This window comes from Microvirga pudoricolor (assembly GCF_016892705.1).
In the GTDB taxonomy this organism is placed as follows: domain Bacteria; phylum Pseudomonadota; class Alphaproteobacteria; order Rhizobiales; family Beijerinckiaceae; genus Microvirga; species Microvirga pudoricolor.
Genome location: NZ_JAFEMB010000008.1, coordinates 1 through 23,665, shown reverse-complemented (window position 1 = coordinate 23,665; position 23,665 = coordinate 1). Strand labels below are relative to the sequence as shown.

Genomic DNA, 23,665 nt, shown 5'->3' with positions numbered 1-23,665 from the left:
TCCCGCGATCACCCGCCGATGACCGAACTCGCCGACGATAGGGTCTGGCGGCAATTTGCCGTTGGGTTTGCCGCGACAGCCCTGGGACTGTTCGCGCTCCTGTTCGGCTTCATCGTGATCATGGACCCGTTTGGACTGCGCGCCGCGCCAGGGCGCCCGCTGACACCGATCATGGACGTCAACCAGCGCTTCATGTACCCGCAGCTGATCCGGAGCGGGCGCTACGACTCAGCCGTGTTCGGCACGTCCACGGTGCGCCTGCTCGATCCGGACCGGCTCGGCCGGGCTCTTGGCGGCCGGTTCATGAATCTGGGCATGAACGCCGCCACCCCCTGGGAGCAGATGCAGCTCGCCAACCTTTTCCTGCAGAAGAATACGACCCCGAAATCCCTGGTTTTCGGCCTCGACACGACTTGGTGCGAGGAGGATGCGGACGCCAAGAAGCTGACCTTCCGAGCCTTCCCGCCTTGGCTCTACGATGACGACCCGCTCAACGACTACCCGGAACTGGTCAACCTGACGGCCTTGGAGGTCGCTGGACGCGTGGCCCTGAACCGCCTGGGTCTCATGGTGGCGCGCATCCCGCCCAACGGGTATGAAATCTTCGTTCCGGACGACGCGAGCTACGACTTGGAGCGAGCCCGATTCCACCTGAATCAATGGCAACCGCCGCCGGCGCCCGCCAGGCCCGTTCGTCTCGACCGAAAGGGTGCGGCGGCGCTCCATCTTCCCGCTTTGGCGTGGCTGGGAGACACCCTGGCGCGGGTGCCCGCCTCCGCATCCGTGACGCTGGCCTTTATGCCCAACAATGTGCGGGCGCAGCCGCAGGCCGGAACGCGCGAGGCGGCGGTCGATCGGGTCTGCAAGGATCGCATCGCCTCCATCGCCAAGCACCACGGGGCGGCCCTGGTCGATTTCCGCGTCCGATCGCCCGTCACGGAGGAGGATTCGAACTACTGGGATCCGCTACACTACCGCATCGGAATTGCGAACCGGGTGGTGGATGGCCTCGAGACGGCGCGGGCCACCGGACGAGATGCGCCCGACGGCTTTTATCGCGTGCTCAGTCCTCCCCGCCCGTAGCTATGTTATCCACGGGTTCGGGCACTGGCTCGGCAAGGCCGTCCCGCTCGCCCCTGGCCCAGTTTTCCTTCACCTCGCCCACGTAATCCGCGAAGCGCCCGTCGGCGATGGATTTGCGCAAGCCCGCCATGAGGTCCTGATAATAGGCCAGGTTGTTCCAGGTCAGAAGCATCATGCCGAGGATCTCGTTGGAGCGGACGAGATGATGGAGATAGGCGCGCGAATAGGTGTTGGATGCGACGCATTTCGATTCGACGTCCAGGGGGCGCAGATCCTCCGCATGCTTTGCATTGCGCAAGTTCATGCGGCCATACTTGGTGAAAACCTGTCCATGGCGCCCGGCGCGGGTGGGCATCACGCAATCGAACATATCGACGCCGCGGCGCACCGCCTCCACGATGTCGTCGGGAGTGCCGACTCCCATGAGATAACGGGGCTTCTCCTTGGGCAGGTGAGGCTCCACGGTCTCGATCATGCGCAGCATCACGTCCTGCGGCTCGCCGACGGCGAGCCCACCGATGGCATAGCCCTTGAGGTTGAGTGCCGTCAGTTCACGGGCGCTCTCCACGCGCAGCCGCTCGACGGCTCCCCCCTGCACGATGCCGAACATGGCCTTGCCGGGCTGCTCGCCGAAGGCCACGCGGCAGCGCTCCGCCCATCGCAGGGACAAGCGCATGGCCTTCTCGGCCACCTCGTCCGTGCAGGGCAGCTTCACGCATTCGTCGAGCTGCATCTGGATGTCCGAGCCGAGCAGCCCTTGGATTTCGATGGAGCGCTCTGGGGTCAGGACATGTGTCGAACCGTCGATATGCGACTGGAAAGTCACCCCGGTCTCGTCGATCTTGCGCAACGATGCCAGGGACATCACTTGGAAGCCCCCTGAATCCGTGAGGATCGGATAAGGCCAGTTCATGAACTGGTGCAGCCCGCCGAGCCGCGCGACCCTTTCGGCGCCCGGACGCAGCATGAGATGATAGGTATTGCCCAGGACCACGTCGGCGCCCAGCGCCTTGACCTGATCCGGGTACATGGCCTTCACGGTCGCGGCGGTACCCACCGGCATGAAGGCAGGAGTGCGGATGACGCCGCGCGGCATGCGGATTTCACCCGTGCGCGCCGTGCCGTCGGTTTTATTGACCGTAAAAGTGAACTGATCCGTGGTCATGGTGCCCCTTTAACCCTGGTCCGCCCGAAACAGCAAACTGGCATCGCCGTAGGAATAGAACCGATATCCTTGGCCGATGGCCTGCGCGTAGGCCGCCCGCATGCGCTCCAACCCCGCAAAGGCCGAAACCAGCATGAAGAGCGTCGAACGTGGGAGGTGAAAGTTCGTTAGAAGCACGTCCACAGCCTTGAAGCGGTAGCCTGGCGTAATGAAAATCGACGTGTCGCCCGCGAATGGCGCCATGGTGCCGTTTTCGCGGGCTGCACTCTCGAGGATACGGAGCGAGGTGGTCCCGACCGCCACGATCCGCCGTCCCTCCGCTTTCGCGGCGTTGATCGCCCCTGCGGTCTCGTCACTCACTGTGCCCCACTCGGCATGCATGCGGTGATCGGCTGTGTCGTCGGCTTTGACCGGCAGGAACGTCCCCGCGCCCACATGGAGTGTAACGAACCGGCGCTCGATACCCCGTTCTTCGAGACGGCGGAGCAGCTCGTCGGTGAAATGAAGGCCTGCGGTCGGAGCCGCGACGGCGCCCTCGTCCCGGGCATAGATCGTCTGGTAATCGGCCGCGTCCTGGGTGTCGGTGGGACGCTTTCCGGCGATGTAGGGCGGGAGCGGAAGTTCGCCGAGCCGCGCGATGGCCTCATCAAGGGCGGAACCCGAGAAAGCGAAGCGGAGGGTGACGTCACCGCCCTCACCTTTCGCTTCGACCTCGGCATCGAGCCGGGACAACTCGCAGACCATGCCCTCGGAATCCTCGCCGAAGCGGATCCTGTCACCCACGTTCAGCTTCTTGGCCGGGCGGGCGAAGGCGCGCCACCGATCCGCACCCTCGCGCTTGTGAAGCATGATCTCGACGCGGGCTGCCGTCTCGTCGCGCATCCGGAGGCCGTAGAGCCGCGACGGGATCACCTTGGTGTCGTTGAGAACGAGCACGTCGCCCGGCCGCAGCAGGTCCGGCAGGTCGCGCACCTGCCTATCGTCCGATGCAGCGTCCGGCCGCACCACGAGCATGCGGGCGGCGTCCCTTGGCTCGGCGGGGCGAAGGGCGATCCGGTCTTCCGGCAATTCGAAATCGAAGAGGTCGACGCGCATGAGGGTCCTTGGTCGAAGCGCGGGGTTATCGGCGCGAACAGGGCGGGGCGTCAATGGTTCCGGCTGGCGTTCAGGGCTGCCATTCCGGCTGGGCAGGCGATCCCGGCCGGAACAAGGCCGAGACGGTGCCGTTGGGCTGCGGCTCAGATCCGAGGCTGCCATGCGCTTTCTTCCGACACGTCTCCACGGCACGATCGACTATCTGTGGGGCTTGGCGCTCCTGTCGACGCCCTGGATTTTCGGCTACGCGGATGTCACGGCAGCCAATTGGATCGCAGTCACCTTCGGGGCCGGTGCTATCCTCTATAGCGCGGTCACGGATTACGAACTAGGCCTCCTGCGCGTGCTGCCGGTTCCGCTCCACCTTCTGATCGACGGCATCGGCGGGTTGATGCTGGCCATTTCGCTCTGGCTTTTTGGCTTCGCGGATCGGGTGTTCTGGCCACATCTGGGCTTCGGGCTGTTTTCCGTCGCGGCCAGCCTAGTCACACGGACCGATCCGATGCAGCCTTCCGGATACCGCACCCATTAGGATCGCTATGAGATCGGCCGCCCATGCCGGAGATATTGACCGGAGATCATTTGTTATGTTGTAATATTTATGATTTCTCACTGAGGCCAGCCGTGACATATTCCGCCACCCTTCGAGGGAGACTCGACCACGTTTGGCATGTGGCAGCGAGACTCGAATGCCGCCATGGCATCGAGAGCGCGACCCTCGCCGGCGCTTCGGCGATGGCCTATCTCGCGCTCGCGTCCCTGACCAGCGCCCTCCTGATGGTCCTGTCCGACGCCCACTGGTTCGGCAGCTTCCAGGACCCTTATCAGACCGGGATCGTCGTGACGGCTTACGGGGCCGCAGTGTCGATCCCCGCCATCCTGTCGCTCCTGATCTGGAACCGGAATGGCGCCGGACAGGCCTGGGCGGGACTGGCCTGCAGCGCACTGGCGTTGGGAATCTGTGCGGCCCCGCTCGACGGCTGGACCGTAGGATCGCTTCTTGCCGTGGCCGCATCGCTTCAAGGCCTGCGAGGGGCCTATGCGGCGCGCGGCCTTCCGGCCGCGCTGGCGGTTCGACCGGCCTAGTGTAACAAAAAAGCCCTCCAGGGGAGGGCCTTCTCGAGATTACGCAGCGTCGGCCGCGACCTTCATGGAGACGATCCGGTCCGGATCGCGCACAGGCTCACCGCGCTTGATCTTGTCGACGTTGTCCATGCCTTCGGTCACCTTTCCCCAAACCGTGTATTGCTTGTCCAGGAAACGGGCATCGTCGAACACGATGAAAAACTGGCTGTTGGCCGAGTGAGGGGCGCTGGTGCGGGCCATTGAGCAGACGCCTCGCACGTGGGGCTCGGCGTTGAATTCGGCCTTCAGGTCGGGCAGGTCCGATCCGCCGGTGCCGGTGCCGTTCGGGCAGCCGGTTTGGGCCATGAAGCCCTCGATCACCCGGTGGAAGGCGATGCCGTCGTAGAAACCCTTGCGAGCGAGGGTCTTGATGCGCTCCACGTGGCCGGGCGCCAGGTCCGGACGCAGCTCGATGACGACGCGGCCCTTCGTGGTCTCCAGGATGAGGGTGTTCTCTGGGTCTGCCATAAAAATCTCCTTGAAGCAGCCATGTAGGCCATGGGGGTGCCCCTCTACAAGGGGCAGGCTGTTATTGCGGGCGGGGATCGATGAAGCGGATGTTGAAGGGGCGGCCCGCATTGGCGGCCCCGAAACCGCTCGAGAACGGCAATGGCGTGCATCGCGCAAGCGCCGAGCGGGCGGAAGCAACGAAATCGTTCCGCCCGTCCTTGGCTCGGTCCGCCCGGTTGTACGTAACCTGCGGCTCGCCGAAGAGGCTCCCATCCCGCCGGAAGGATACCCTAAGGGTGACCTCCTGCCCCGACCCCGCCTGCCCATCCGGCAATGTCCAGCAGGCCTGGAGCGCCTGGAAGACCGCACCGAGCGTGTCGATCCGGGAGACACGCGCCGTGTCCGCCCGGTAGCGGATGTCGCCTCGCCGGCTCTCGGGCAGGGCCATTGGAGGTTCCAGGAGCTCCTGCCGCTCGTCCGGGTCGCCGAACGGCAGGAAGTCCTGGGCATGGGCCACACCGGCGCAGGCAAGGAGCACCAAGACGCCCCTGCCCGCGAGGCCCCAAGCCATCAAAACACCCTTACTTGGCGTCTGCCGCCAGCTGCATCTTGACGATCTTGTCAGGGCCGGAGACCTGGCCGTTGTTGGCGGCAGTGCCTTTCTTGACCTTGTCGACGACATCCATGCCGGACACGACCTCGCCGAAGACCGTGTACTGGCCCGTCAGCGGGCCACAGCCCTCGTAGCAGATGAAAAACTGGCTGTTGGCCGAATCCGGGCTGGCCGACCGGGCCATCCCGACGGTGCCGCGCTTGTACTGGGTCGAGCTGAACTCGGCCGGAATGTTCGGTAGGTCGGACTTGCCGGTGCCGGTGCCGGTCGGATCGCCGGTCTGGGCCATGAAGCCCGGGATCACGCGGTGGAAGGGGACGCCGTCATAGAAGCCCTGCTTCGTCAGAGCCTTGATCTGCGCCACGTGCTTGGGCGCCAGGTCCGGCCGCAGGCGGATCGTGACCCGGCCGTCCTTCGTGTCGAGATACACCGTGTTCTGCGGATCGGGGGCCTGCTGGGCCATGGCCGAGGTCAGGCCGGCGGGAACGAGACCGGCCATCACGATGGCTCCGGTGGCAAGCAGACGCTTCATTCGATGTCTCCGTATTGTGAGCGGCTTTATCGCCGCGTGTATTTGGCTTTCAGGCGCTCGGCGACAAGTCCGGGCACGAAGGCCGAGACGTCGCCGCCCATTCCGGCGATTTGGCGCACGAGCGTGGCCGTGATGGGGCGAACGAGGGGCGAGGCGGGGAAAAAGACCGTTTGGACCTCCGGCGCCATGGTAGAATTCATGGCCGCCATCTGCATCTCGTAATCGAGATCCGTACCGTCCCGAAGCCCTCGGACGATGACCGTCGCTCCAAGGCGCCGGGCGGTATCCACGGCGAGGTCGTCGAAGGTCGCGATCTCCAGGTTCGCCCCTTCGCGCTCCGCCACCGGCCCGCAGACGGCCTTGAGCATTGCGGCTCGGTCTTCGGGGGAGAAGACCGGAGCTTTCGATGAGTGAACCCCGATGGCGACGATGATCGTATCGGCAATCCGGCATGCTTGGCGGACCACATCCACGTGACCGTTGGTGACCGGGTCGAAGCTGCCGGTATACAGAGCGATGCGTTTGGAACCCATGTAGCTGCCCGCAGGCCCGAGCGGCCCGTTTCTCCTTCAGGGGTTAACGCCTGTCAAGCTTTGGGGCAAGAGTGCGGCGGCGCACAGAAACCTGGACCGTTCCACGCGAGAAGGATGGCGACCGCAAAGGAGGTCGCCATGATGCTTCGCCTCGCTATCGTTTTCATTACCGCCACCGTCGTCCTGGCACCCGCCGCCATGACGACGCTCTGAGGCGCTTCTTCGTCCTTGCGGGGCCCCTGGGACGGGATGAACCCTCACCTGCCCCGGATCTCCGCCGCGTCCGCGTCGGCGGCCAAGTCGCTCATGCCACCGGGTGCCGGTGCGAGCGCGAGGCCGAGCCTGGACCTCACCGTATCGGCGATGCGGATCGCAAGGGCTACGATCGTCAGCGTCGGGTTTGCAAAGCCGCCGGTCGGGAAGACGCTGCTGCTGGCCACATAGAGGTTGTCGATCCCGTGCACTCGGCAATCTCCATTGACCACTCCCTGGCGCGGGTCATCACTCATCCGCGTCGTCCCCATGTAATGACAAGTCGACGATGTGATCTCGACGGGACGTCCCTCCTCCCGCGCGATGTCGAAGCGGCCGAGGCCGGCCTGTTCAAGCTCGGAGGCGAAGACATCCTGGGCCCGCATCGTGGCTGCTATGTCCCCCTCGTGCCAGCGCCAGTCCACGGTCATCTTCCGCATTCCCAGGGCATTGCGCTCAAGAGCGAGCCTAACGCGATTGTCCGCATGAGGTGCCTGTTCGGCCTGATGCACCACCTCGCACACGCCGAAACGGCTCGCGTGATCGGGCCGAGCCGACCAACCTCCCCGTGTGATGTTCGACTTCGGGCGGGCGAGGCTGTCGACCCCACGTTTTGCAAGGCCGTCGAGGCCCATCACGGCATCCAGCACCGTCCGGCTCCCTGGAAGCGCCTTGCGTTGCCAGGAGCGGCGCAGGTGCAGGCCCGCCTCGAAGCCCCGGCGCTGGCGCGGCGTAAGCCTGACGTGCTCACGATAACCTGCTTCGCGCGGGAAGAGCATCATGCTGAGATTCAGCAGATTCTCCTCGCGTAGCGCCCTGTCGGTCAATTGCAGGTGGCCCATGATGGGCGTCCCCCGCACGCTCCGCAGGTCGTAGAGCGACATGGCGGCGAACAATCTTCGTGAGGACGGAATGAAATCGCCGCCGAACAGCAGCGGATGATCCATGAGATAGCGGCCTACATTGTCATGACGGTTGCCAAGGCCGCCGCTCTGTACCGCGTCGGAGGCGAGAAGCAACCCGGCGCTCGACAGGCCGCCTCCGGCCAGCACCACGTAGCCCGCCTCCACCGTGAGGCTCTTGCCGGCCGATGACGCCGCTCGCACGCCCGTCACGTGGCTCGCATCCGTGCTCGTCAGCAATTCCAGGGCCGTCACATGGTGGTAGATGATGGTATGATCGGAAATGCTCAGCCGCCGAAGTCCCTCTCCCAGAAAGGCCTGGGCGTCGCCGAACTGGAAGATCGAGGTCTGAACCCGGTGGCTCGACAGGGGCAGTTGGCGCGCCCAGGGCTCCTCCCAATCCTGAACGGAATAGCCCAATGGCGGCAGGCCGAAGGCGAGCTGCGCACGGATGCAGTATCCCATGAGATCATTGTGGGACAATGGCCAGCCGCTACCGGGAATCCACGGTCTTGCCTCAAGATCGGCCGCCGCGAGCGGCAGCAGGCGTACCCCGCTCCGGCTGCGTGACGTGCGGATGTGCCAGGCATGGGCGGAGCCCCCGAGCTGGCGTGCGATCTTGACCTTCGAGTTCCCGATCCTGGACGGTGGCGACACCGCATCCGCCGTCTCGCCCGCGGGCTTCTCCGGCCCTCCGCTCTCGAGCAGGACCACACGAAGGTTCGTGCCGCTCAGTTCCGACGCAAGGGCAAGGGCGGCAGGACCGGCTCCCACAATGCATATGTCGCAGGCAATTCTGGTCTTGTCGTTGAGTTCTCTGGCATCGACCATCATGGGACCCCTCCCGATGCGACGACGTGGCAATCCCTCAAGCCCGAATGGTTCACTCCCCGCGTGTCGATCGCGGTCGGCCGGCAGGCCCCGCCCATCGCAAGCGGGTGTCCCGGGCCGGGCTGAGGAGATCAGGCGGCGTTTCGGATCGCCGGTCCGGGTGGGCCGGTGGCATATTGCCGGATAGGCCAGGAACCGCCGGTCGGAGGCGCGTGGCTTTGCAGGCTCGGCGCCGGAAAGCCGACGAGGCGGCGCGCGGGCGTCCGCTCGAGAAGCAGGTCACCATCGATATGATTGGGTTGAACGTGCTCCTGCGCGAATTCCTCACCGCTCTCATCATTGATGATCGAGGCGCTCCGGCAGTAATCCTGGACGCTCGCCTGGATATGTGTTTCCGGGAGCGGAGCGAAATGCTTCGCGTCCGACACACCGCCGAGCAGGCAATAGATGATGAACGTCAGGACCAATATGCCGAAAGCTCGGATATGCGTCCCTGCGCGCATCATCAGACCAGATCTCGCAAACTTAGACCGTTCATTGCTGGTCTCGATGTCGGGATAACTGCCTTGATCCAGCTTATCTCAATGCTGCAGGCCTGCAATACTTCCAGTTGACTTGGGCGCGCGGCTGATCCGGATATTAGGGATTATCGCAGGTTGAAGCCTCCCTCGGGATCGAACAGGGAAGCGTCGTTACCAAGCGTCAACCTCGTCCGTTATTGAATTACAAACCATAGGGAGAGGAATCGGTCGGCGCCCTACATTTCGCCGTATTCGGCGGCATGTTTTTCGGCGAACATCATTGCATCGACACCCTGCGTTCCGGTCTGTGCCATGAAGCTTCGCCTCAGCATCGTCTTTGCCATCGCGGCCCTCGTACTGGGCCCGGCCGCCGTCTCGGCAGGTGTCGCTTTTCCCTAGGGCTAGTCCCCAGGGCGCGCGGTCTGAGCACATGAAAAAGCTCCGCCGGGCCGTGCCGGCGGAGCTTTCAACGATCCTCATATGCGCTTCGGCGGCTATTCGTCGCCAGCCTCACCCGCATCCGCAAAATCCGCCTCGCCGTCTTCGGTATCCTCGCCCTCGATGTGCTCCACCGAGACGACACGTTCCTTGCCCTTGGTCGAGAAGACCGTCACGCCCTGGGAGCCACGGCCCACGGTGCGGATGCCGTTGACCGGAACGCGGATGAGCTGGCCAGCATCGGTGACGAGCATGATCTGGTCGCTCTCCTCGACCGGGAAGGACGCCACGAGGTTGCCGTTGCGGGCGTTGACGGCCATGGCCGTGATGCCTTTGCCGCCCCGGCCGGTGATGCGGTACTCGTAGGACGACGTGCGCTTGCCGAAGCCTTTCTCCGAGAGCGTCAGAATAAACTGCTCGGCTGCGCTCATCTGGGTGTAGCGCTCCATGGAAAGCGCTTCGCCCGCGACGTTCTCGTCGTCGGCCTCCACCGCATCTCCATTGCCCTCACCGGTCGACTGCTCGCCCATGACGGCACGGCGCATCTTGAGGTAACCGGCGCGCTCCTCGCCCGACGCCTCCATGTGACGCAGGATCGCCATAGAGATGATGTCGTCGCCCTCGGCCAGATTGATGCCGCGTACGCCCATGGAGTCGCGGCCTTTGAACACGCGCACCTCCGGGACGGCGAAGCGGATGCACTGCCCCTTCGCTGTCGTCAGCAGCACGTCGTCATTCTCGGAGCAGATCTGCACGTCGACGATGGACTCGCCCGCATCGATCTTCATGGCGATCTTGCCGGCTCGGTTCACCTGCACGAAGTCCGACAGCTTGTTCCGTCGCACCGTACCCCGCGAGGTCGCGAACATGATGTCCAGCTTGTCCCAGGACGCCTCGTCCTCGGGCAGCGGCATGATCGTGGTGATGCGCTCGTCCTGCTCCAAGGGCAGCATGTTGACGAGGGCCTTACCCTTGGCATTGGGAGCCGCCAGCGGCAGGCGCCACACCTTCTCCTTGTAGGCCTTGCCCTTCGACGAGAAGAACACCACCGGCGTGTGGGTGTTGACCACGAACAGCCGCGTGACGAAATCCTCGTCGCGGGTCGCCATGCCGGAGCGGCCCTTGCCGCCGCGACGCTGCGACCGGTAAGTCGAGAGCGGCACGCGCTTGATGTAGCCCGCATGCGATACGGTCACGACCATATCCTCGCGGGCGATCAGGTCCTCGTCGTCCACGTCGGACGCCCAGTCCATGATCTGCGTGCGGCGCGGGGTGGCGTAGGCATCGCGGACCTGGGTCAGCTCGTCCTTGATGATCCCCATGATGCGGGCGCGGGAGCGCAGGATCTCGAGGTAATCGGAAATTTCGGCCGCGAGCTTGGACAGTTCGTCGCCCACCTCGTCGCGCCCGAGGGCGGTGAGGCGCTGCAGGCGCAGGTCGAGGATGGCGCGGGCCTGCACCTCGGACAGCCGGTAGGTGCCGTCATCGTTGATCCGGTGGCGCGGATCGTCCACGAGCGCGATGAGGGGCGCGATGTCCTGGGCCGGCCAGTCGCGGCCCATGAGGGCCTCGCGGGCTGCGTTCGGATCCGGCGCGGTGCGGATGAGGCGGATCACTTCATCGATATTGGCCACCGCGATGGCCAGTCCGCACAACACGTGGGCGCGCTCGCGGGCCTTGTTGAGCAGGAACTTGGTGCGGCGGGAAACGACCTCCTCGCGGAAGTCGACGAAGGCGCGCAGCAGGTCCTTGAGCGTCATGAGCTCCGGACGGCCGCCGTTGAGCGCCACCATGTTGGCGCCGAAGCTCGTCTGGAGCGGCGTGTAGCGGTAGAGCTGGTTGAGCACCACGTCCGCCATGGAGTCGCGCTTGATCTCGATCACGATGCGCATGCCGTCGCGGTCGGATTCGTCGCGCAGGTCCGAGATGCCCTCGATCTTCTTCTCGCGCACCAGTTCGGCGATCTTCTCGATCAAGGAAGCCTTGTTCACCTGATACGGGATCTCGGAGACGATGATCGCCTCGCGATCCTTGCGGATCTCCTCCACCTCGGACTTGGCCCGCATGATGATGGAGCCGCGGCCCGTCGTGTAGGCCGAGCGCACGCCCGTGCGACCGAGGATGAGGCCGCCCGTGGGGAAATCCGGACCTGGAATGATCTCGATCAGCTCCTCGGCGGAGATGTCCGGGTTCTCGATGAAAGCCATGCAGCCGTCGATCACCTCGCCCAGGTTGTGTGGAGGCATGTTGGTGGCCATGCCGACCGCGATGCCGCCGGCGCCATTCACGAGCAGGTTCGGGTAGCGGGCCGGCAGCACCTCCGGCTCGTGCTGGGATTCATCGTAGTTCGGTCGGAAGTCGACCGTGTCCTTGTCGATGTCCTCCAGCAGCGGCATCGCCGCGCGGGTGAGACGCGACTCGGTGTAGCGCATGGCCGCCGGGGGATCGCCGTCGACGGAGCCGAAATTGCCCTGGCCGTCCACCAGCAGGAGCCGCATGGCGAAGTCCTGCGCCATCCGCACCAAGGCGTCGTAGATCGATTGATCGCCGTGCGGGTGATACTGACCCATCACGTCGCCGACGATGCGGGACGATTTCACGTGCTTCTTGTCCGGCGTGTAGCCGCTCTCGTTCATCGCATACAGAATGCGGCGATGAACCGGCTTCAGCCCGTCGCGGGCGTCCGGGAGAGCGCGGCTCACGATCACGCTCATGGCGTAATCGAGATAGGAGCGCTTCATCTCGTCGACGATGGAAATCAGCTTCACGTCGCTCGCCGGCGGTTCGCCCGAGGCGCCGCCCACCGGAATGTCGTTCTGATCGGTCAAGACTGGTCTTTCTGTGATCGGCTACCGGTCCGGTGGAGCCGCTTGAAGCCGCTCGCTTTCGACACCTTGCTATAGCCTTCTCGAATCCAAGGAAAATCAAGTTCTTAGATGGGCTAGAACCGCACTTTTTTCAAGTTTTTTGACAGGTTATCCAGAGGGATCCAATCATCCGAAAACGGCCCATCTTCCAATGACTTGGCGGCTCTGCCCACCTGTTGCCCGGTCGCTGCGCGGATCTGACCCCATCCGGCCGCCCGTGCATCGGTGGTCGGCGACCGACGGTTTGTGTCGCCGAGGCCCTGAAAAGGCGGGATTATGCCCGTAGCAGCAGTGCCGTGGTGTCGTCGCTGAGCTTGAAGCGGGGATAGAGCTTTCCGGCGGGATCTCGCTCGGTCTCGATCTCACGCGCCTTGTGGGCCAAGGCTTCCAGGCCCGTGGCCAGGGCAGCCTCCACCAGGCCCCTGGCGTCCCAATGGCGGTAGAGGTCCACCAGGGCCGAGAAGCCGTCGCTGGCCAGCAGGATCACCGTACCGTCTGGGCAGGGGGCGGTATCGTGGCGCAGCTTGTCGGCGGCCCTGGGGTCGAGGCTGAGAAGCGCGGGGGCCTTGCCGCTCGCCTTCTGGCGCTCCCGGCGCCCGCCGAGCCAGGCCAGGAAGGCGGGCTCGTCCAGGATGGCCGTGGGCCCCGCTCCGGTCTCGGCGAGAAGTTCGGCCGCTTTGGCAGCTTCCAGATCCCGCAATTCAGGCCCCTCCCCTAAGGTCAGCACCGTCCCGTCGGGGTGGCGGATGAAGGCCGTGGTGTCGGCAAAGGTCCACACGTCGACAACCTCGCCCCGCCGCCGCACGAGGGTCATGGCGCCCAGCGGCCACGTGACGAAATCGTGCCGGGCCTCGGGTGCCACGGCCATGAAGGCCATGCGGGCCTCCTCGATCACGTGCCGCACCAGAGCGTGGCCGTCCGTGGCGCTCGGTGCCAGGTTCGACAGGCGTTCATTCGCGAAATGAGCAAGCCACGTGGCATCGCTTTTCGGATGCATGATCGGCTTCGTGCCAGGGAAAATCGAGGTGTCGATGATCCAGGCCCAATCCCCGGACGCGCCGCAGGTGTCCTCGTTGGCCTTGGCGGGGTCGCCCGGCAGGCTGACGCGATCCAAAACCGTGAACATCGTTGCGGCCCCCCTCGCCAAAAACGTCGCTAGAGGCCATAACGCGGAACTCGCAGGGAGGTCCAGCCGATGTTTCTCGACTACGTGTCCACCGCCCTCGTGACCCTTCTGGTCATCCTGGACCCGGTCGCGCTCGCGCCGATCTTCATCTCGCTGACCCAGGGCATGACGGCGGACGAGCGCAAGCGGGTGGCGATCCGGTCCTCCCTCATCGCCTTCTTCATCCTGGCCTTCTTCGGCCTCGGCGGCGAGATCCTGCTGCGGCTCCTGGGCGTCGGCATCCCGGCCTTTCGCATCTCGGGCGGCCTGCTGCTGTTCTGGATCGCCTTCGAGATGGTGTTCGAGCGCCGCAACGAGCGCAAGCAGCACACCGCCGACATCGCCATCACGGAGGACCACATCCGCAACGTCGCCGCGTTCCCGCTCGCGATACCGCTTATGGCCGGCCCGGGCGCCATCACGGCGGTCATTCTCCTGGCGGGACGCGCGGACGGCAATGTCGGCTACCTGGCGGCCCTGATCACCCTCATCGCACTGGGCGTGTTGTCCTGCTTCGTTGTGTACCTCACCGCCGGCCGCGTGGCGCGGTGGCTCGGGGTCACCGGCAACATCGTGCTGAGCCGCCTTCTCGGCGTCATCCTGGCGGGCCTCGCGGTTCAGTTCATCATCAACGGGGTGACCGACATCGTCACGTCGACGCGCCCCTGAGCGGCTCGGCGAAGCCCCTGAAGGCTTCCGCGACACGGCGATAGGTCTCGCGCTTGAAAGGAACCACCAGGTCCGGGACGCAATCCAGACGCTCCCAGCGCCATTCGCTGAACTCGGGCTCGGCGCCATTCTGACCCTGGGTCACGTCAATCTCGTCGTCGTTTCCCGTGAAGCGGAAGGCGACCCATTGCTGCCGCTGGCCCCGGAACGGGGACAGGCGGTGAGGCGGGCCGTCATAGGGCGGAAAATCGTAAGGCAGCCATTCCGTGAGCGTGCCGACAGGGTCCGCGCGTCTGACGCTCGTCTCCTCCCACAATTCGCGCCGGGCCGCCGCCAGAAGGTCCTCGCCGGGATCGATCCCGCCCTGGGGCATCTGCCATTCGCAGCCCGGCAGAACGATCTCCGGTCCGTCGTCCCGCAGGCGCCGGGCGACCAGTACCCTGCCCTCGTCGTTGAAGAGCGCGATGCCGACATTCGGGCGGTAGCCTGGTACCACGCTCAAAGGGTTTCCAGCAGCCGGCGCATGAGCTGACGGCGCGGCGCGATGGACGAGACGATCCCGTATTCCTGGAGGGTATGGGCGCCATCGCCGTCGATCCCCAGTCCGTCCAGGGTCGGGATCCCGAGCGCCGCCGTGAAATTGCCATCGGATCCGCCGCCGACCTTGTCGCAGGTCACCAGGTCGAAGCCGATCTCGGCCGCGAGGCCCCGCGCGTGGTCGAACAGCCGGCTCGTGCCCTCGGAGCGCTCGTAGGGCGGGCGGTTCATGTCGCCGGTGATCGTGAGCTTGAATGCGGGATCCCGGGGCTTGAGGCCCAAGATCGCGGCCGCCATGGCCTCCCCGTCCGCCACGGTCTCGACCCGCAGGTCGACCGGGAAGCGGCAATGCTGCGGGATCGTGTTCACGGCCGTGCCACCCTGGATCATCCCGACCGTGGTCGTGATGCCTCGCCCGTAATTCGTCAGAGCCTCGATGGCCAGGATTTGCGCCGCAGCCTCGTGGATGGCGTTGCGTCCCTCCCGGTGCCGGGAACCCGCATGGGCGGGGCGGCCCTCCACGTGCACGTCGAAGCGGCCCACGCCCTTGCGGGAGGTCACGATCCTGCCGCCGTCGCGGGCCGGTTCGGTGACCAGCGCCACGGCGGAGCGGCGGGCCAAATCCTCGATGATCGGCCGGGTCATCGGGCTGCCGATCTCCTCATCCGGGGTCACGAGAAAGGCAATGGGGCGACCCGCGCCGCCGGCCGCCGCCACGTTCCGGAAGGCCTCCAGGGCCAGCCAGGCGCCGCCCTTCATGTCGTAGATGCCGGGCCCGTAGAGCCGATCGCCCTCGATGCGAAGCGGCAGATCGCTCTCGAGGGTGCCAACCGGGTGCACCGTGTCGAGATGGGACATGACCAGGATGCCGGGCACCTCAGTCTGCGGCCCGGCGCGAAGGAGGAGCGCGTCTCCCAGACCCTGCTGCCCGGGGATCCTCTCGACGGCCACGGGAGCTCCCGTCATCTGGGCCACGACGAGATCCATCATCATGTTCACCCCTGCCGGTTCGTGCGTGGGGCTCTCGGTGCGAACCCAGGTCAGGAGCGTGTCGAGGTTTGGATCGGTCATGGGGGGGGCGGCCTTATCAAAACCCGCGCTCGATACGCCCGGCAGGCCTAAACTTCAAGGTGTCCGGCGCAAGGGCGGCGACGCCGCCGAACCGAGCCGTTCAGCCGCAGTTCATGCCCATACGTAATACTATAATGAATTGGCAACGACTCGACTCTAGGGTCCCGATTCTCTGCACGGCGTAAGGTTCATCATGGTTTACAAGCTCGGCTCTTATGGGCCCGAATTCCTGGAAGGGACGCAGTTTTCCGATACCCTGATCGGCGATGCGGAAGCGATCACCGGCGGCGGTGCGCGGGACCGGATCCACGGCTACGATGGCGCGGACTTCCTCTACGGCGATGCCAGGACCATCGCGGGACGCGGACGTGGCGGCGCGGATTCCATCTGGGCCGGTGGCGACCACGACACCGTCTGGGGCGACGCGGCGAGCCTGAGTTCCCGGGCGCGGGGCGGCGGCGACACGATCTGGGGCGAAGCTGGGATGGATACCGTCTACGGCGATGCGCGCACCATGACGTCCGGCGCCCGCGGGGGCGCGGACCGCATCCATGCCGGGGATGACATCGATACCGTCTACGGCGACGCCTACAGCATGAAATCCCGCACCATCGGCGGCAGGGATTATCTCTACGGGGAGAACGGAAACGACAAGCTTTACGGCGACGCCAATACCATGAGCCAGGACACGCGGGGCGGAGCCGATGTCCTGTCCGGCGGCAACGGCAACGATCTCCTGTACGGCGACGCCTACAAGATGACCCACCGGGCGATCGGCGGCCATGACAGGCTCTACGGCGACGCGAACGACGATACGCTTTACGGGGATGCCCGCACGCTTCAGAACTCCGCCGTGGGAGGAAACGACTGGCTCAGCGGCGGATCCTCGAACGATATCCTCTACGGCGACGCCTGGCAGATGACCGGAGCGGCCCGCGGAGGCTTCGACAGCCTGTATGGCGGCTCCGGTAACGACAAGCTGTATGGCGACGCGCTCGAATTGTACGATTTCACCCGCGCCGGGAACGACAGCCTGTTCGGAGAGAGCGGCGACGACCAGATGCATGGGGACGCCGTCAACTTGAGGGGTTTCGCGTTCGGCGGGAACGATACCCTGGAGGGCGGCAACGGGAATGACACCCTTTACGGGGATGCCGTCACGCTCCTCGGAAATGCGGCCGGCGGCCACGACCTGCTCAGTGGCGGACAGGGCGACGACATCCTCTACGGCGACGCCCGCACGACCGAACTGTTCGTCGCTTACGGGAACGATACCCTTTATGGCGGCGCCGGCAACGACCGGCTGATCGGCGACTCCTCCTACGGCGGCACGGGCAACGATTTCCTGAACGGCGGGGCCGGGAACGACACTCTCGACGGCGGCGGCGGGCGCGACATCTTCGCGTTCGACTACGCGTCCGGCAAGGACGTCATCCTGTACTTCCGCCCCGGCGAGGACCAGATCGACCTGAGGGCGTGGCGTTTCGGATCCTTCGACAAGCTGAGCCTGAACGACCGGGGCGCCTACACGGCCCTCTACCTCGAGGGCGGCAACCACACCATCAGGCTCGACGGGGTCTCGAAAGCCTCCCTGTCGGCGGCCGACTTCATCCTGTGAGTCGGAACCGGCCCAGCTCTCAGAGCCAGCCAAACGTGAGCGCCGCGACGGCCAGGTATCGGGCTGTCTTGGCGATCGCCACGAGCGCCACGAAGATCGGCAGCGGCTCCCGCATCACGCCCGCCACGATGGTGAGCGGATCACCGATGACGGGCATCCAGCTCAGGAGGAGCGTCCAGCGGCCATAGCGGTGGTACCACGCCTCCCCCCGCGCCATCGCGTCGCGGGAGACCGGGAACCAGCGGCGGCCCTCGAAATGCGCCAGGAACTGGCCTAGAAACCAGTTGACGATCGAGCCGATCACGTTCCCGACGCTCGCGACCGCCACCAGGGCGGTCCAGGGATGGCGCTCCGTCAGAAGCAGTCCGGCCAACACGATCTCCGATTGGAACGGAAAGATCGTCGCGGACAGGAGCGCGGCCGCGAACAGCCCGGCATATTCGGGCAGGCCGCTCATCGGCCGGCTCCGGGAAGCGCGGCGGACGCCGCGCCTCTCACCTCTCGCATCAGGCCTAGAACGGGATGTCGTCGTCGAGATCGTTGAAGCGCGATCCGCCGCCGCCGGACGGAGCCGGAGCCGGTCGGCGTTCCATGGGGGAGGAGCGCCCGAAATCGCCACCTCGGCTGATCTGGCCGCCGCCCTCCTCGTCCCCGTACTCGCTTCCGCCGCCCTGACCTCGGGAGTCGAGGATGGTGAGCTCGCCGCGGAAGCGCTGCAGCACGATCTCGGTCGAGTACTTCTCGATCCCGTCCTTGTCGGTCCACTTGCGGGTCTGAAGCTGGCCCTCGAGATACACCTTCGAGCCCTTCTTGAGATACTGCTCCGCCACACGGCCCAGGTTCTCGTTGAAGATCACCACCTGGTGCCACTCGGTCTTTTCCTTGCGCTCGCCCGAGTTCTTGTCCTTCCAGGTCTCCGAGGTCGCTATGCGAAGGTTCACCACCGGGTTGCCGTCGCCCAGACGGCGCACCTCGGGGTCACGCCCCAGATTGCCCACCAGGATCACCTTGTTCACGCTGCCCGCCATCGGAGCCACTCCCATCTCTTGAAGGCCTGTTCTGGGGTCGCCTCCCGGCCACGGCAAGGCGGCCCGTGGGTTCTGCACAGGCCTGTCCCCAACAAATGCCCCCTCGCCCGGCACCTCGCTCGTGATGGGCCAGGAATCCAAGCTTGACAGGAGTTGTTGAGCCGCTTGCTGGCCGTACACTCTTTGTTCTAGGATAAAGTGGATGGAATCACCGGGTCCGGGTTGCGCCGGTCTGGGGGCGTTCACATATTCGGGATCCGGCGCGACGGGCCGGCACTCCTCTACAAGCTGGGCAGACGATGGCCAAACTCGACGATCTTTTCAACCGCGCCAAGGCGGGTGACCCCAACGCGCGCGTGATTTCCGTGCGCGGGGCGCGGGAGCACAACCTCAAGAACGTCGATCTGATGGTGCCCCGGGACAAGTTCGTGGTGTTCACGGGCCTGTCCGGCTCCGGAAAATCGTCCCTGGCCTTCGACACGATCTACGCGGAGGGCCAGCGCCGCTACGTGGAATCGCTGTCCGCCTATGCCCGCCAGTTCCTGGAGATGATGCAGAAGCCGGACGTAGACCAGATCGACGGTCTGTCGCCCGCCATTTCCATCGAGCAGAAGACCACCTCGCGCAACCCGCGCTCGACGGTGGGCACAGTCACCGAGATCTACGATTACATGCGCCTGCTCTGGGCGCGGGTCGGCATTCCCTATTCGCCCGCCACCGGTCTGCCCATCGAGAGCCAGACCGTGAGCCAGATGGTGGACCGGGTGCTGGAGCTGCCGGAGAAGACCCGCCTGTTCCTGCTCGCCCCCGTGGTGCGCGGCCGTAAAGGGGAATACCGCAAGGAAATCGCCGAGTACCAGAAGAAGGGCTTCCAGCGCCTGAAGATCGACGGCGAGTACTACGCCATCGACGAGGCCCCTGCCCTCGACAAGAAGTTCAAGCACGACATCGACGTGGTGGTGGACCGGATCGTGGTGCGGGGCGATATCGGCGCGCGCCTGTCGGAATCGCTGGAGACGGCGCTGGACCTCGCGGACGGCATCGCCGTCATGGAATATGCCGACGAGAAGGACGACAAGGGCCAGCCGAAGCGCTTCACCTTCTCGTCCAAGTTCGCCTGCCCAGTCTCCGGCTTCACGATCCCGGAGATCGAGCCGCGCCTGTTCTCATTCAACAACCCGTTCGGGGCCTGCCCGACCTGCGGCGGCATCGGCCACGAGATGCGGATCGACCCGGAACTGATCGTCCCGGACGAGACCGTCAGCCTCAAGCGGGGCGCTATCGCGCCGTGGGCCAAGTCCACCTCGCCCTATTACGGCCAGACCCTCGAGGCCATCACCAAGCACTACAAGGCCTCCATGTCGAAGCCCTGGGCCGACCTGCCCGAGAAGGTGCAGGACGTGATCCTTTACGGCTCGGGCCGGGACGTGATCCGCATGGCCTATGACGACGGCATGCGGGCTTATGAGGTGAAGAAGCCCTTCGAGGGCGTCATCACCAACCTGGAGCGGCGCTACAAGGAGACGGATTCCGACTGGGCCCGCGAGGAAATCTCCCGCTTCATGAGCGAGACGCCCTGCGAGGCCTGCGGCGGAAAGCGCCTCAAGCCCGAGGCGCTCGCGGTGAAGATCAGCGGTTCCGATATCGGCGACGCCACCGCGCTTTCGGTAAAGGACGCGCGCGCCTGGTTCGACGCCCTGCCCAAGAAGCTCACCAAGAAGCAGAACGAGATCGCGGGCCGCATCCTGAAGGAGATCCGCGACCGCCTGTCCTTCCTGGTGGATGTGGGCCTGGAATATCTGACGCTTGCGCGCTCGTCCGGCACCCTGTCGGGCGGCGAGAGCCAGCGCATCCGGCTGGCGAGCCAGATCGGTTCCGGCCTTACGGGCGTTCTCTACGTGCTCGACGAGCCCTCCATCGGCCTGCACCAGCGCGACAACGAGCGCCTGCTCGTGACGCTCAAGCGCCTGCGCGACCTCGGCAACACCGTGATCGTGGTGGAGCATGACGAGGACGCCATTCTCCAAGCCGATTACGTGTTCGACATCGGCCCCGGCGCGGGCATTCACGGCGGCAAGATCGTGGCCGAGGGCACGCCGGACGAGTTGATGGCGAACAAGAAGTCGCTCACCGGCAAGTACCTCACGGGCGAGATGACCGTGAAGGTCCCGACCGCCCGCCGCAAGCCCAAGAAGGACCGCATCATCAAGCTGGTCGGCGCGCGCGGCAACAACCTGAAGGACGTGACGGCGGAGATCCCGCTCGGCACCTTCACGTGCATCACCGGCGTGTCCGGGGGCGGCAAGTCGACCCTCGTGATCGACACGCTCTACAAGGCCGTGGCCAAGAAGCTGAACGGCTCCCTGGAGCACCCGGCGCCTTTTGAGCGCATCGAGGGCCTGGAGCATCTCGACAAGGTCATCGACATCGACCAATCGCCCATCGGCCGCACACCGCGCTCGAACCCTGCCACCTATATCGGCGCCTTCACGCCCATCCGCGAATGGTTCGCCAACCTGCCGGAGGCGAAGGCGCGCGGCTATCAGGCCGGCCGCTTCTCCTTCAACGTGAAGGGCGGGCGCTGCGAGGCTTGTTCGGGCGACGGCGTCATCAAGATCGAGATGCACTTCCTGCCCGACGTGTACGTCACCTGCGACGTGTGCAAGGGCAAGCGCTACGACCGCGAGACCCTGGAAGTGAAGTACCGCGAGAAGTCCATCTCCGACGTGCTCGACATGACCGTGGAAGAGGCCCGCGACCTGTTCAAGGCCGTGCCGTCCATCCGCGAGAAGATGCAGACGCTCGCCCGCGTCGGCCTCGACTACGTGCATGTGGGCCAGCAGGCCACCACGCTCTCCGGCGGCGAGGCGCAGCGCGTCAAGCTCTCCAAGGAGCTGTCCAAGCGCGCCACCGGCCGCACGCTCTACATCCTCGACGAGCCGACCACGGGCCTGCATTTCCACGACGTGGCAAAGCTCCTGGAAGTGCTGCACGAGCTGGTGGACCAGGGCAATTCCGTGGTGGTGATCGAACACAACCTCGAAGTCATCAAAACCGCCGACTGGGTCATCGACATGGGCCCCGAAGGCGGCGACGGCGGCGGCCAGATCGTCGCCCAGGGTACCCCTGAGGACATCGCCAAGTCGAAGGAAAGCCACACGGGGCGGTTCTTGAAGGAAGTCCTGGCGCGGCGGCCGCTGAAGAAGGAGAGCGGCAAGAAAGTGACGCGGGAGGCGGCGGAGTAGCTTCTCCAATAATCCTACTTGTCGTACATCCTATAAGAGTAGGCAGCTTTCATCGCTTTCTGTTCTTTAGTCAATCCTCGGTAGAATGCAGGAAAATTGCTCATAGCATGCTTGAGCGCTTCCAAAGTGTAGGGTATGTGCACAACACAAGCTTTGTCGCGAACTATTGCCGGGCATAGCTCATTGTCTTGTCCGTTATTTTTATTCAGATTAGCTACAATAATCGGGAGGCCCATTTCGAGAGCAAGTTCTAACTCCCACCGTACGTATTTATAGAGATATTTTGTTTGCTCACCAACTAACACTACAACTGCTGTGGACCGGCTCATTCTACGACGCAGATTAGATTTGACATAGTTTTCGTCTTGGGCGCGACCAGTCATAGCGTCTAGGTCATGTGCATTTTGGTATTCGAAGTTGATATTTTTATTTGCCTTCCACCCATTCATATAGGCGTAGGCCCATTTATCATTGTCGCCGTCGAAAACGACATATGCAGCACCACTCATTTATAACTCCCTCAATCTGATTGCCGCGCAATCCAAAGAGTGTGTTCGCGTGAAAACGCCTTCTCTGCATCGTTCACAAATTCAGAGAATTCTTCGTCGGTTGAAACGCCATCAGCTTTTGGCCGGATCAAACCAATCTCATGAGCAGCGACGGTGTAAGCCGCAGCGAGTTCGTTGAATTTCTTTATCTGCATCCAACCAACAGCTGATGCAGCGATCACGATGAGTGGTTCGATCGGCCAATGCACCCACTCAGGCCTAGCAATGCGGGTTAAAACCATACAGCCCGCGAGGAAGTAAACTACACCACTGACTGCAATCCAAATCTTTGCGCTATCTCGATTGAAAGTCGCTTTTCTACTATACCAAATCCGTTGTTCATCTACACGGTGCTGAAGGTAGAATTGCATGCGATCAACAAGACTTAGTGAACGAACATCCCCCATCTTCTCCGTGATCTGGTGATTTCCCGACCAATCACTTGTTATCTCTCTCGCGGTTTCCTTGTTCTCGCGAAACATCTCGTGCAATTCGTCACGAAACCTAAGCTTAGCTCCAGCGTCATTTGCCTGGAAAGGCGCTGCATGCATCATATAGCGCCATGTAAGTGTCTTAACGCTTTCAGCGAGTGCACGACACCGATACCACTGTTGCTCCGGCTTACTCTGAGCGCGAACGAGCAAGATCAACAATCCGATGAAGAAAACGCCCGCGTAAATTAAATTATATATGACATCATTGAAAAAACTCATTGAGAACAGCGACGCGAGAAATAGCACTACGTATTCGCTACGGATCAGCCGCAGGAATTTTCTTTGATACTGGTCGGACCCTCCATCGGCGTCTAAGAAAAGGGCCGGATAATCCATATGGTTCATCGACGGTTATAAGTCCTCACAGCTCAGCTTGTGAACTTTAGTTCTCCATTCGTTCTTTGTAAAGCCGATGAATATGGCCACGCTATAATGATGGAGAGGATCACGGAACGATCCTAAAACTCCTCGGCTTAATCTATCAGATTTTGAGCAACGCCAGCGGTCGCCTCCCCTCTCGATAGTCTTTGCCTTGTTTCTGCCCAGCATTTCCTCAAGCCAACAAGGATTTCTACTGAACGTTTAATGTTACCAACCCCTAGCGCCCTTCCTTATCTTGCACTGCATGGCCTATCGACCGTCAGCGCTCTCGGGTTGAAGCCCTTACGATTTCCCGCAACCCCCGCATCACGATCGACGTCACGCCCAGCACCGTCGCCGGCACGGCGATCAGCCAGAGTGCCTGAATCATCTCTGGCCATGTATGGAATTTCGAGAGCCAGTCGGCCCAGGCGGAATAGGGTTGGTCCATCGCGTACTCCCCTGATGTAAGGCGACCACCAGCGGGGCTGGTGGTCGGGGAGCGACTGTGTTGAGTGTCAAG

General features: G+C 63.9%; 22 protein-coding genes and 1 pseudogene. 6 read left to right on the top strand and 17 right to left on the bottom strand.

All coding sequences use genetic code 11. From position 1 onward, the window contains the following. The first annotated feature begins 18 nt into the window (after positions 1 to 18). The gene (locus ILT42_RS20360; RefSeq protein WP_204217730.1) at positions 19 to 1,083 is read left to right on the top strand and encodes a hypothetical protein; all 1,065 of its coding nucleotides are present in this window, start codon (positions 19 to 21) and stop codon (positions 1,081 to 1,083) included. Here ILT42_RS20360 and tgt read toward each other — a convergent pair. Next, complete coding sequence (gene tgt, locus ILT42_RS20355) at positions 1,064 to 2,248, bottom strand: tRNA guanosine(34) transglycosylase Tgt (RefSeq protein WP_204217729.1); 1,185 nt, start codon at positions 2,246 to 2,248, stop codon at positions 1,064 to 1,066. The two genes, ILT42_RS20360 and tgt, sit on opposite strands and share 20 nt — an antisense overlap. Positions 2,249 to 2,257: 9 nt before the next feature. Further along, positions 2,258 to 3,343 carry a tRNA preQ1(34) S-adenosylmethionine ribosyltransferase-isomerase QueA gene (queA, locus tag ILT42_RS20350; RefSeq protein WP_204217728.1) on the bottom strand — a complete coding sequence of 362 codons (1,086 nt, stop codon included), beginning with the start codon at positions 3,341 to 3,343 and terminating at the stop codon, positions 2,258 to 2,260. Positions 3,344 to 3,503: 160 nt separating this feature from the next. Here queA and ILT42_RS20345 point away from each other — a divergent pair, with 160 nt between their 5' ends. Then, positions 3,504 to 3,875 (top strand): SPW repeat domain-containing protein, encoded by a 372-nt coding sequence (locus ILT42_RS20345; protein WP_204217727.1) that lies wholly within the window; start codon positions 3,504 to 3,506, stop codon positions 3,873 to 3,875. Positions 3,876 to 4,015: 140 nt separating this feature from the next. Beyond that, on the top strand, positions 4,016 to 4,429 hold the full coding sequence (locus tag ILT42_RS20340; RefSeq protein WP_204217726.1) for a hypothetical protein: 414 nt from the start codon (positions 4,016 to 4,018) through the stop codon (positions 4,427 to 4,429). A 39-nt stretch (positions 4,430 to 4,468) separates the two neighbouring features. Here the strand turns inward: ILT42_RS20340 and ILT42_RS20335 are convergent, their stop codons facing one another. The 8 genes from ILT42_RS20335 to ILT42_RS20300 form a co-directional block, all read right to left on the bottom strand. Then, the gene (locus tag ILT42_RS20335; protein ID WP_204217725.1) at positions 4,469 to 4,936 is read right to left on the bottom strand and encodes a peptidylprolyl isomerase; all 468 of its coding nucleotides are present in this window, start codon (positions 4,934 to 4,936) and stop codon (positions 4,469 to 4,471) included. Positions 4,937 to 4,997: 61 nt separating this feature from the next. Then, on the bottom strand, positions 4,998 to 5,489 hold the full coding sequence (locus ILT42_RS20330; protein WP_204217724.1) for a cell envelope integrity protein TolA: 492 nt from the start codon (positions 5,487 to 5,489) through the stop codon (positions 4,998 to 5,000). Between the two features lie 10 nt (positions 5,490 to 5,499). Further along, positions 5,500 to 6,030 (bottom strand): peptidylprolyl isomerase, encoded by a 531-nt coding sequence (locus ILT42_RS20325; protein WP_204217929.1) that lies wholly within the window; start codon positions 6,028 to 6,030, stop codon positions 5,500 to 5,502. A gap of 59 nt (positions 6,031 to 6,089) precedes the next feature. Next, positions 6,090 to 6,596 carry a pantetheine-phosphate adenylyltransferase gene (coaD, locus tag ILT42_RS20320; RefSeq protein WP_204217723.1) on the bottom strand — a complete coding sequence of 169 codons (507 nt, stop codon included), beginning with the start codon at positions 6,594 to 6,596 and terminating at the stop codon, positions 6,090 to 6,092. 257 nt (positions 6,597 to 6,853) lie between these two features. Further along, the gene (locus ILT42_RS20315) at positions 6,854 to 8,584 is read right to left on the bottom strand and encodes a GMC oxidoreductase (RefSeq protein ID WP_204217722.1); all 1,731 of its coding nucleotides are present in this window, start codon (positions 8,582 to 8,584) and stop codon (positions 6,854 to 6,856) included. 128 nt (positions 8,585 to 8,712) lie between these two features. Beyond that, on the bottom strand, positions 8,713 to 9,087 hold the full coding sequence (locus ILT42_RS20310) for a hypothetical protein (RefSeq protein WP_204217721.1): 375 nt from the start codon (positions 9,085 to 9,087) through the stop codon (positions 8,713 to 8,715). Positions 9,088 to 9,596: 509 nt separating this feature from the next. Further along, positions 9,597 to 12,368 (bottom strand): DNA gyrase subunit A, encoded by a 2,772-nt coding sequence (gene gyrA / locus ILT42_RS20305; RefSeq protein ID WP_229428816.1) that lies wholly within the window; start codon positions 12,366 to 12,368, stop codon positions 9,597 to 9,599. A 313-nt stretch (positions 12,369 to 12,681) separates the two neighbouring features. After that, positions 12,682 to 13,533: a hypothetical protein gene (locus ILT42_RS20300; protein ID WP_204217720.1), complete on the bottom strand. Its 852-nt coding sequence runs from the start codon at positions 13,531 to 13,533 to the stop codon at positions 12,682 to 12,684. A gap of 69 nt (positions 13,534 to 13,602) precedes the next feature. Between ILT42_RS20300 and ILT42_RS20295 the strand changes: the two genes are divergently transcribed. Continuing rightward, the gene (locus tag ILT42_RS20295) at positions 13,603 to 14,241 is read left to right on the top strand and encodes a MarC family protein (RefSeq protein WP_204217719.1); all 639 of its coding nucleotides are present in this window, start codon (positions 13,603 to 13,605) and stop codon (positions 14,239 to 14,241) included. Here the strand turns inward: ILT42_RS20295 and ILT42_RS20290 are convergent. Then, positions 14,222 to 14,743, bottom strand: a complete 522-nt coding sequence (locus ILT42_RS20290; protein WP_204217718.1) for an RNA pyrophosphohydrolase — start codon at positions 14,741 to 14,743, stop codon at positions 14,222 to 14,224. The genes ILT42_RS20295 and ILT42_RS20290 overlap by 20 nt on opposite strands. Continuing rightward, positions 14,740 to 15,849 carry a M20 family metallopeptidase gene (locus ILT42_RS20285; RefSeq protein ID WP_204217717.1) on the bottom strand — a complete coding sequence of 370 codons (1,110 nt, stop codon included), beginning with the start codon at positions 15,847 to 15,849 and terminating at the stop codon, positions 14,740 to 14,742. The genes ILT42_RS20290 and ILT42_RS20285 overlap by 4 nt, the downstream gene beginning before the upstream one ends. A 193-nt stretch (positions 15,850 to 16,042) precedes the next feature. Here ILT42_RS20285 and ILT42_RS20280 point away from each other — a divergent pair, with 193 nt between their 5' ends. Then, on the top strand, positions 16,043 to 17,467 hold the full coding sequence (locus ILT42_RS20280) for a calcium-binding protein (protein WP_204217716.1): 1,425 nt from the start codon (positions 16,043 to 16,045) through the stop codon (positions 17,465 to 17,467). Positions 17,468 to 17,486: 19 nt separating this feature from the next. Here the strand turns inward: ILT42_RS20280 and ILT42_RS20275 are convergent, their stop codons facing one another. Further along, a complete protein-coding gene (locus ILT42_RS20275; protein ID WP_204217715.1) occupies positions 17,487 to 17,924 on the bottom strand; it encodes a YqaA family protein in 438 nt (145 codons plus the stop codon). Positions 17,925 to 17,979: 55 nt separating this feature from the next. Beyond that, positions 17,980 to 18,495 carry a single-stranded DNA-binding protein gene (locus ILT42_RS20270; RefSeq protein ID WP_204217714.1) on the bottom strand — a complete coding sequence of 172 codons (516 nt, stop codon included), beginning with the start codon at positions 18,493 to 18,495 and terminating at the stop codon, positions 17,980 to 17,982. Between the two features lie 299 nt (positions 18,496 to 18,794). Here ILT42_RS20270 and uvrA point away from each other — a divergent pair, with 299 nt between their 5' ends. After that, entirely contained in the window at positions 18,795 to 21,740 is a 2,946-nt protein-coding gene (uvrA, locus tag ILT42_RS20265; protein WP_204217713.1) for an excinuclease ABC subunit UvrA, read from the top strand. Between the two features lie 14 nt (positions 21,741 to 21,754). Here the strand turns inward: uvrA and ILT42_RS20260 are convergent, their stop codons facing one another. The 3 genes and pseudogenes from ILT42_RS20260 to ILT42_RS20250 form a co-directional block, all read right to left on the bottom strand. Then, on the bottom strand, positions 21,755 to 22,249 hold the full coding sequence (locus ILT42_RS20260; protein WP_204217712.1) for a TIR domain-containing protein: 495 nt from the start codon (positions 22,247 to 22,249) through the stop codon (positions 21,755 to 21,757). Positions 22,250 to 22,260: 11 nt separating this feature from the next. Continuing rightward, positions 22,261 to 23,118, bottom strand: coding sequence for a DUF4231 domain-containing protein (locus ILT42_RS20255; protein WP_204217711.1), 858 nt, complete (start codon positions 23,116 to 23,118; stop codon positions 22,261 to 22,263). A gap of 304 nt (positions 23,119 to 23,422) precedes the next feature. Continuing rightward, positions 23,423 to 23,665 (bottom strand): annotated as a pseudogene (locus ILT42_RS20250) (hypothetical protein); the annotation flags it as partial.

Coding starts and splice junctions, on each gene's coding strand:
- ILT42_RS20360 (WP_204217730.1), top strand. CDS start 19: ATGACCGAACTCGCCGACGATAGGGTCTGGCGGCAATTTGCCGTTGGG.
- tgt (WP_204217729.1), bottom strand. CDS start 2,248: ATGACCACGGATCAGTTCACTTTTACGGTCAATAAAACCGACGGCACG.
- queA (WP_204217728.1), bottom strand. CDS start 3,343: ATGCGCGTCGACCTCTTCGATTTCGAATTGCCGGAAGACCGGATCGCC.
- ILT42_RS20345 (WP_204217727.1), top strand. CDS start 3,504: ATGCGCTTTCTTCCGACACGTCTCCACGGCACGATCGACTATCTGTGG.
- ILT42_RS20335 (WP_204217725.1), bottom strand. CDS start 4,936: ATGGCAGACCCAGAGAACACCCTCATCCTGGAGACCACGAAGGGCCGC.
- ILT42_RS20330 (WP_204217724.1), bottom strand. CDS start 5,489: ATGGCTTGGGGCCTCGCGGGCAGGGGCGTCTTGGTGCTCCTTGCCTGC.
- ILT42_RS20325 (WP_204217929.1), bottom strand. CDS start 6,030: ATGGCCGGTCTCGTTCCCGCCGGCCTGACCTCGGCCATGGCCCAGCAG.
- coaD (WP_204217723.1), bottom strand. CDS start 6,596: ATGGGTTCCAAACGCATCGCTCTGTATACCGGCAGCTTCGACCCGGTC.
- ILT42_RS20315 (WP_204217722.1), bottom strand. CDS start 8,584: ATGATGGTCGATGCCAGAGAACTCAACGACAAGACCAGAATTGCCTGC.
- ILT42_RS20310 (WP_204217721.1), bottom strand. CDS start 9,087: ATGATGCGCGCAGGGACGCATATCCGAGCTTTCGGCATATTGGTCCTG.
- ILT42_RS20300 (WP_204217720.1), bottom strand. CDS start 13,533: ATGTTCACGGTTTTGGATCGCGTCAGCCTGCCGGGCGACCCCGCCAAG.
- ILT42_RS20295 (WP_204217719.1), top strand. CDS start 13,603: ATGTTTCTCGACTACGTGTCCACCGCCCTCGTGACCCTTCTGGTCATC.
- ILT42_RS20285 (WP_204217717.1), bottom strand. CDS start 15,849: ATGACCGATCCAAACCTCGACACGCTCCTGACCTGGGTTCGCACCGAG.
- ILT42_RS20280 (WP_204217716.1), top strand. CDS start 16,043: ATGGTTTACAAGCTCGGCTCTTATGGGCCCGAATTCCTGGAAGGGACG.
- ILT42_RS20275 (WP_204217715.1), bottom strand. CDS start 17,924: ATGAGCGGCCTGCCCGAATATGCCGGGCTGTTCGCGGCCGCGCTCCTG.
- ILT42_RS20270 (WP_204217714.1), bottom strand. CDS start 18,495: ATGGCGGGCAGCGTGAACAAGGTGATCCTGGTGGGCAATCTGGGGCGT.
- uvrA (WP_204217713.1), top strand. CDS start 18,795: ATGGCCAAACTCGACGATCTTTTCAACCGCGCCAAGGCGGGTGACCCC.
- ILT42_RS20260 (WP_204217712.1), bottom strand. CDS start 22,249: ATGAGTGGTGCTGCATATGTCGTTTTCGACGGCGACAATGATAAATGG.
- ILT42_RS20255 (WP_204217711.1), bottom strand. CDS start 23,118: ATGGATTATCCGGCCCTTTTCTTAGACGCCGATGGAGGGTCCGACCAG.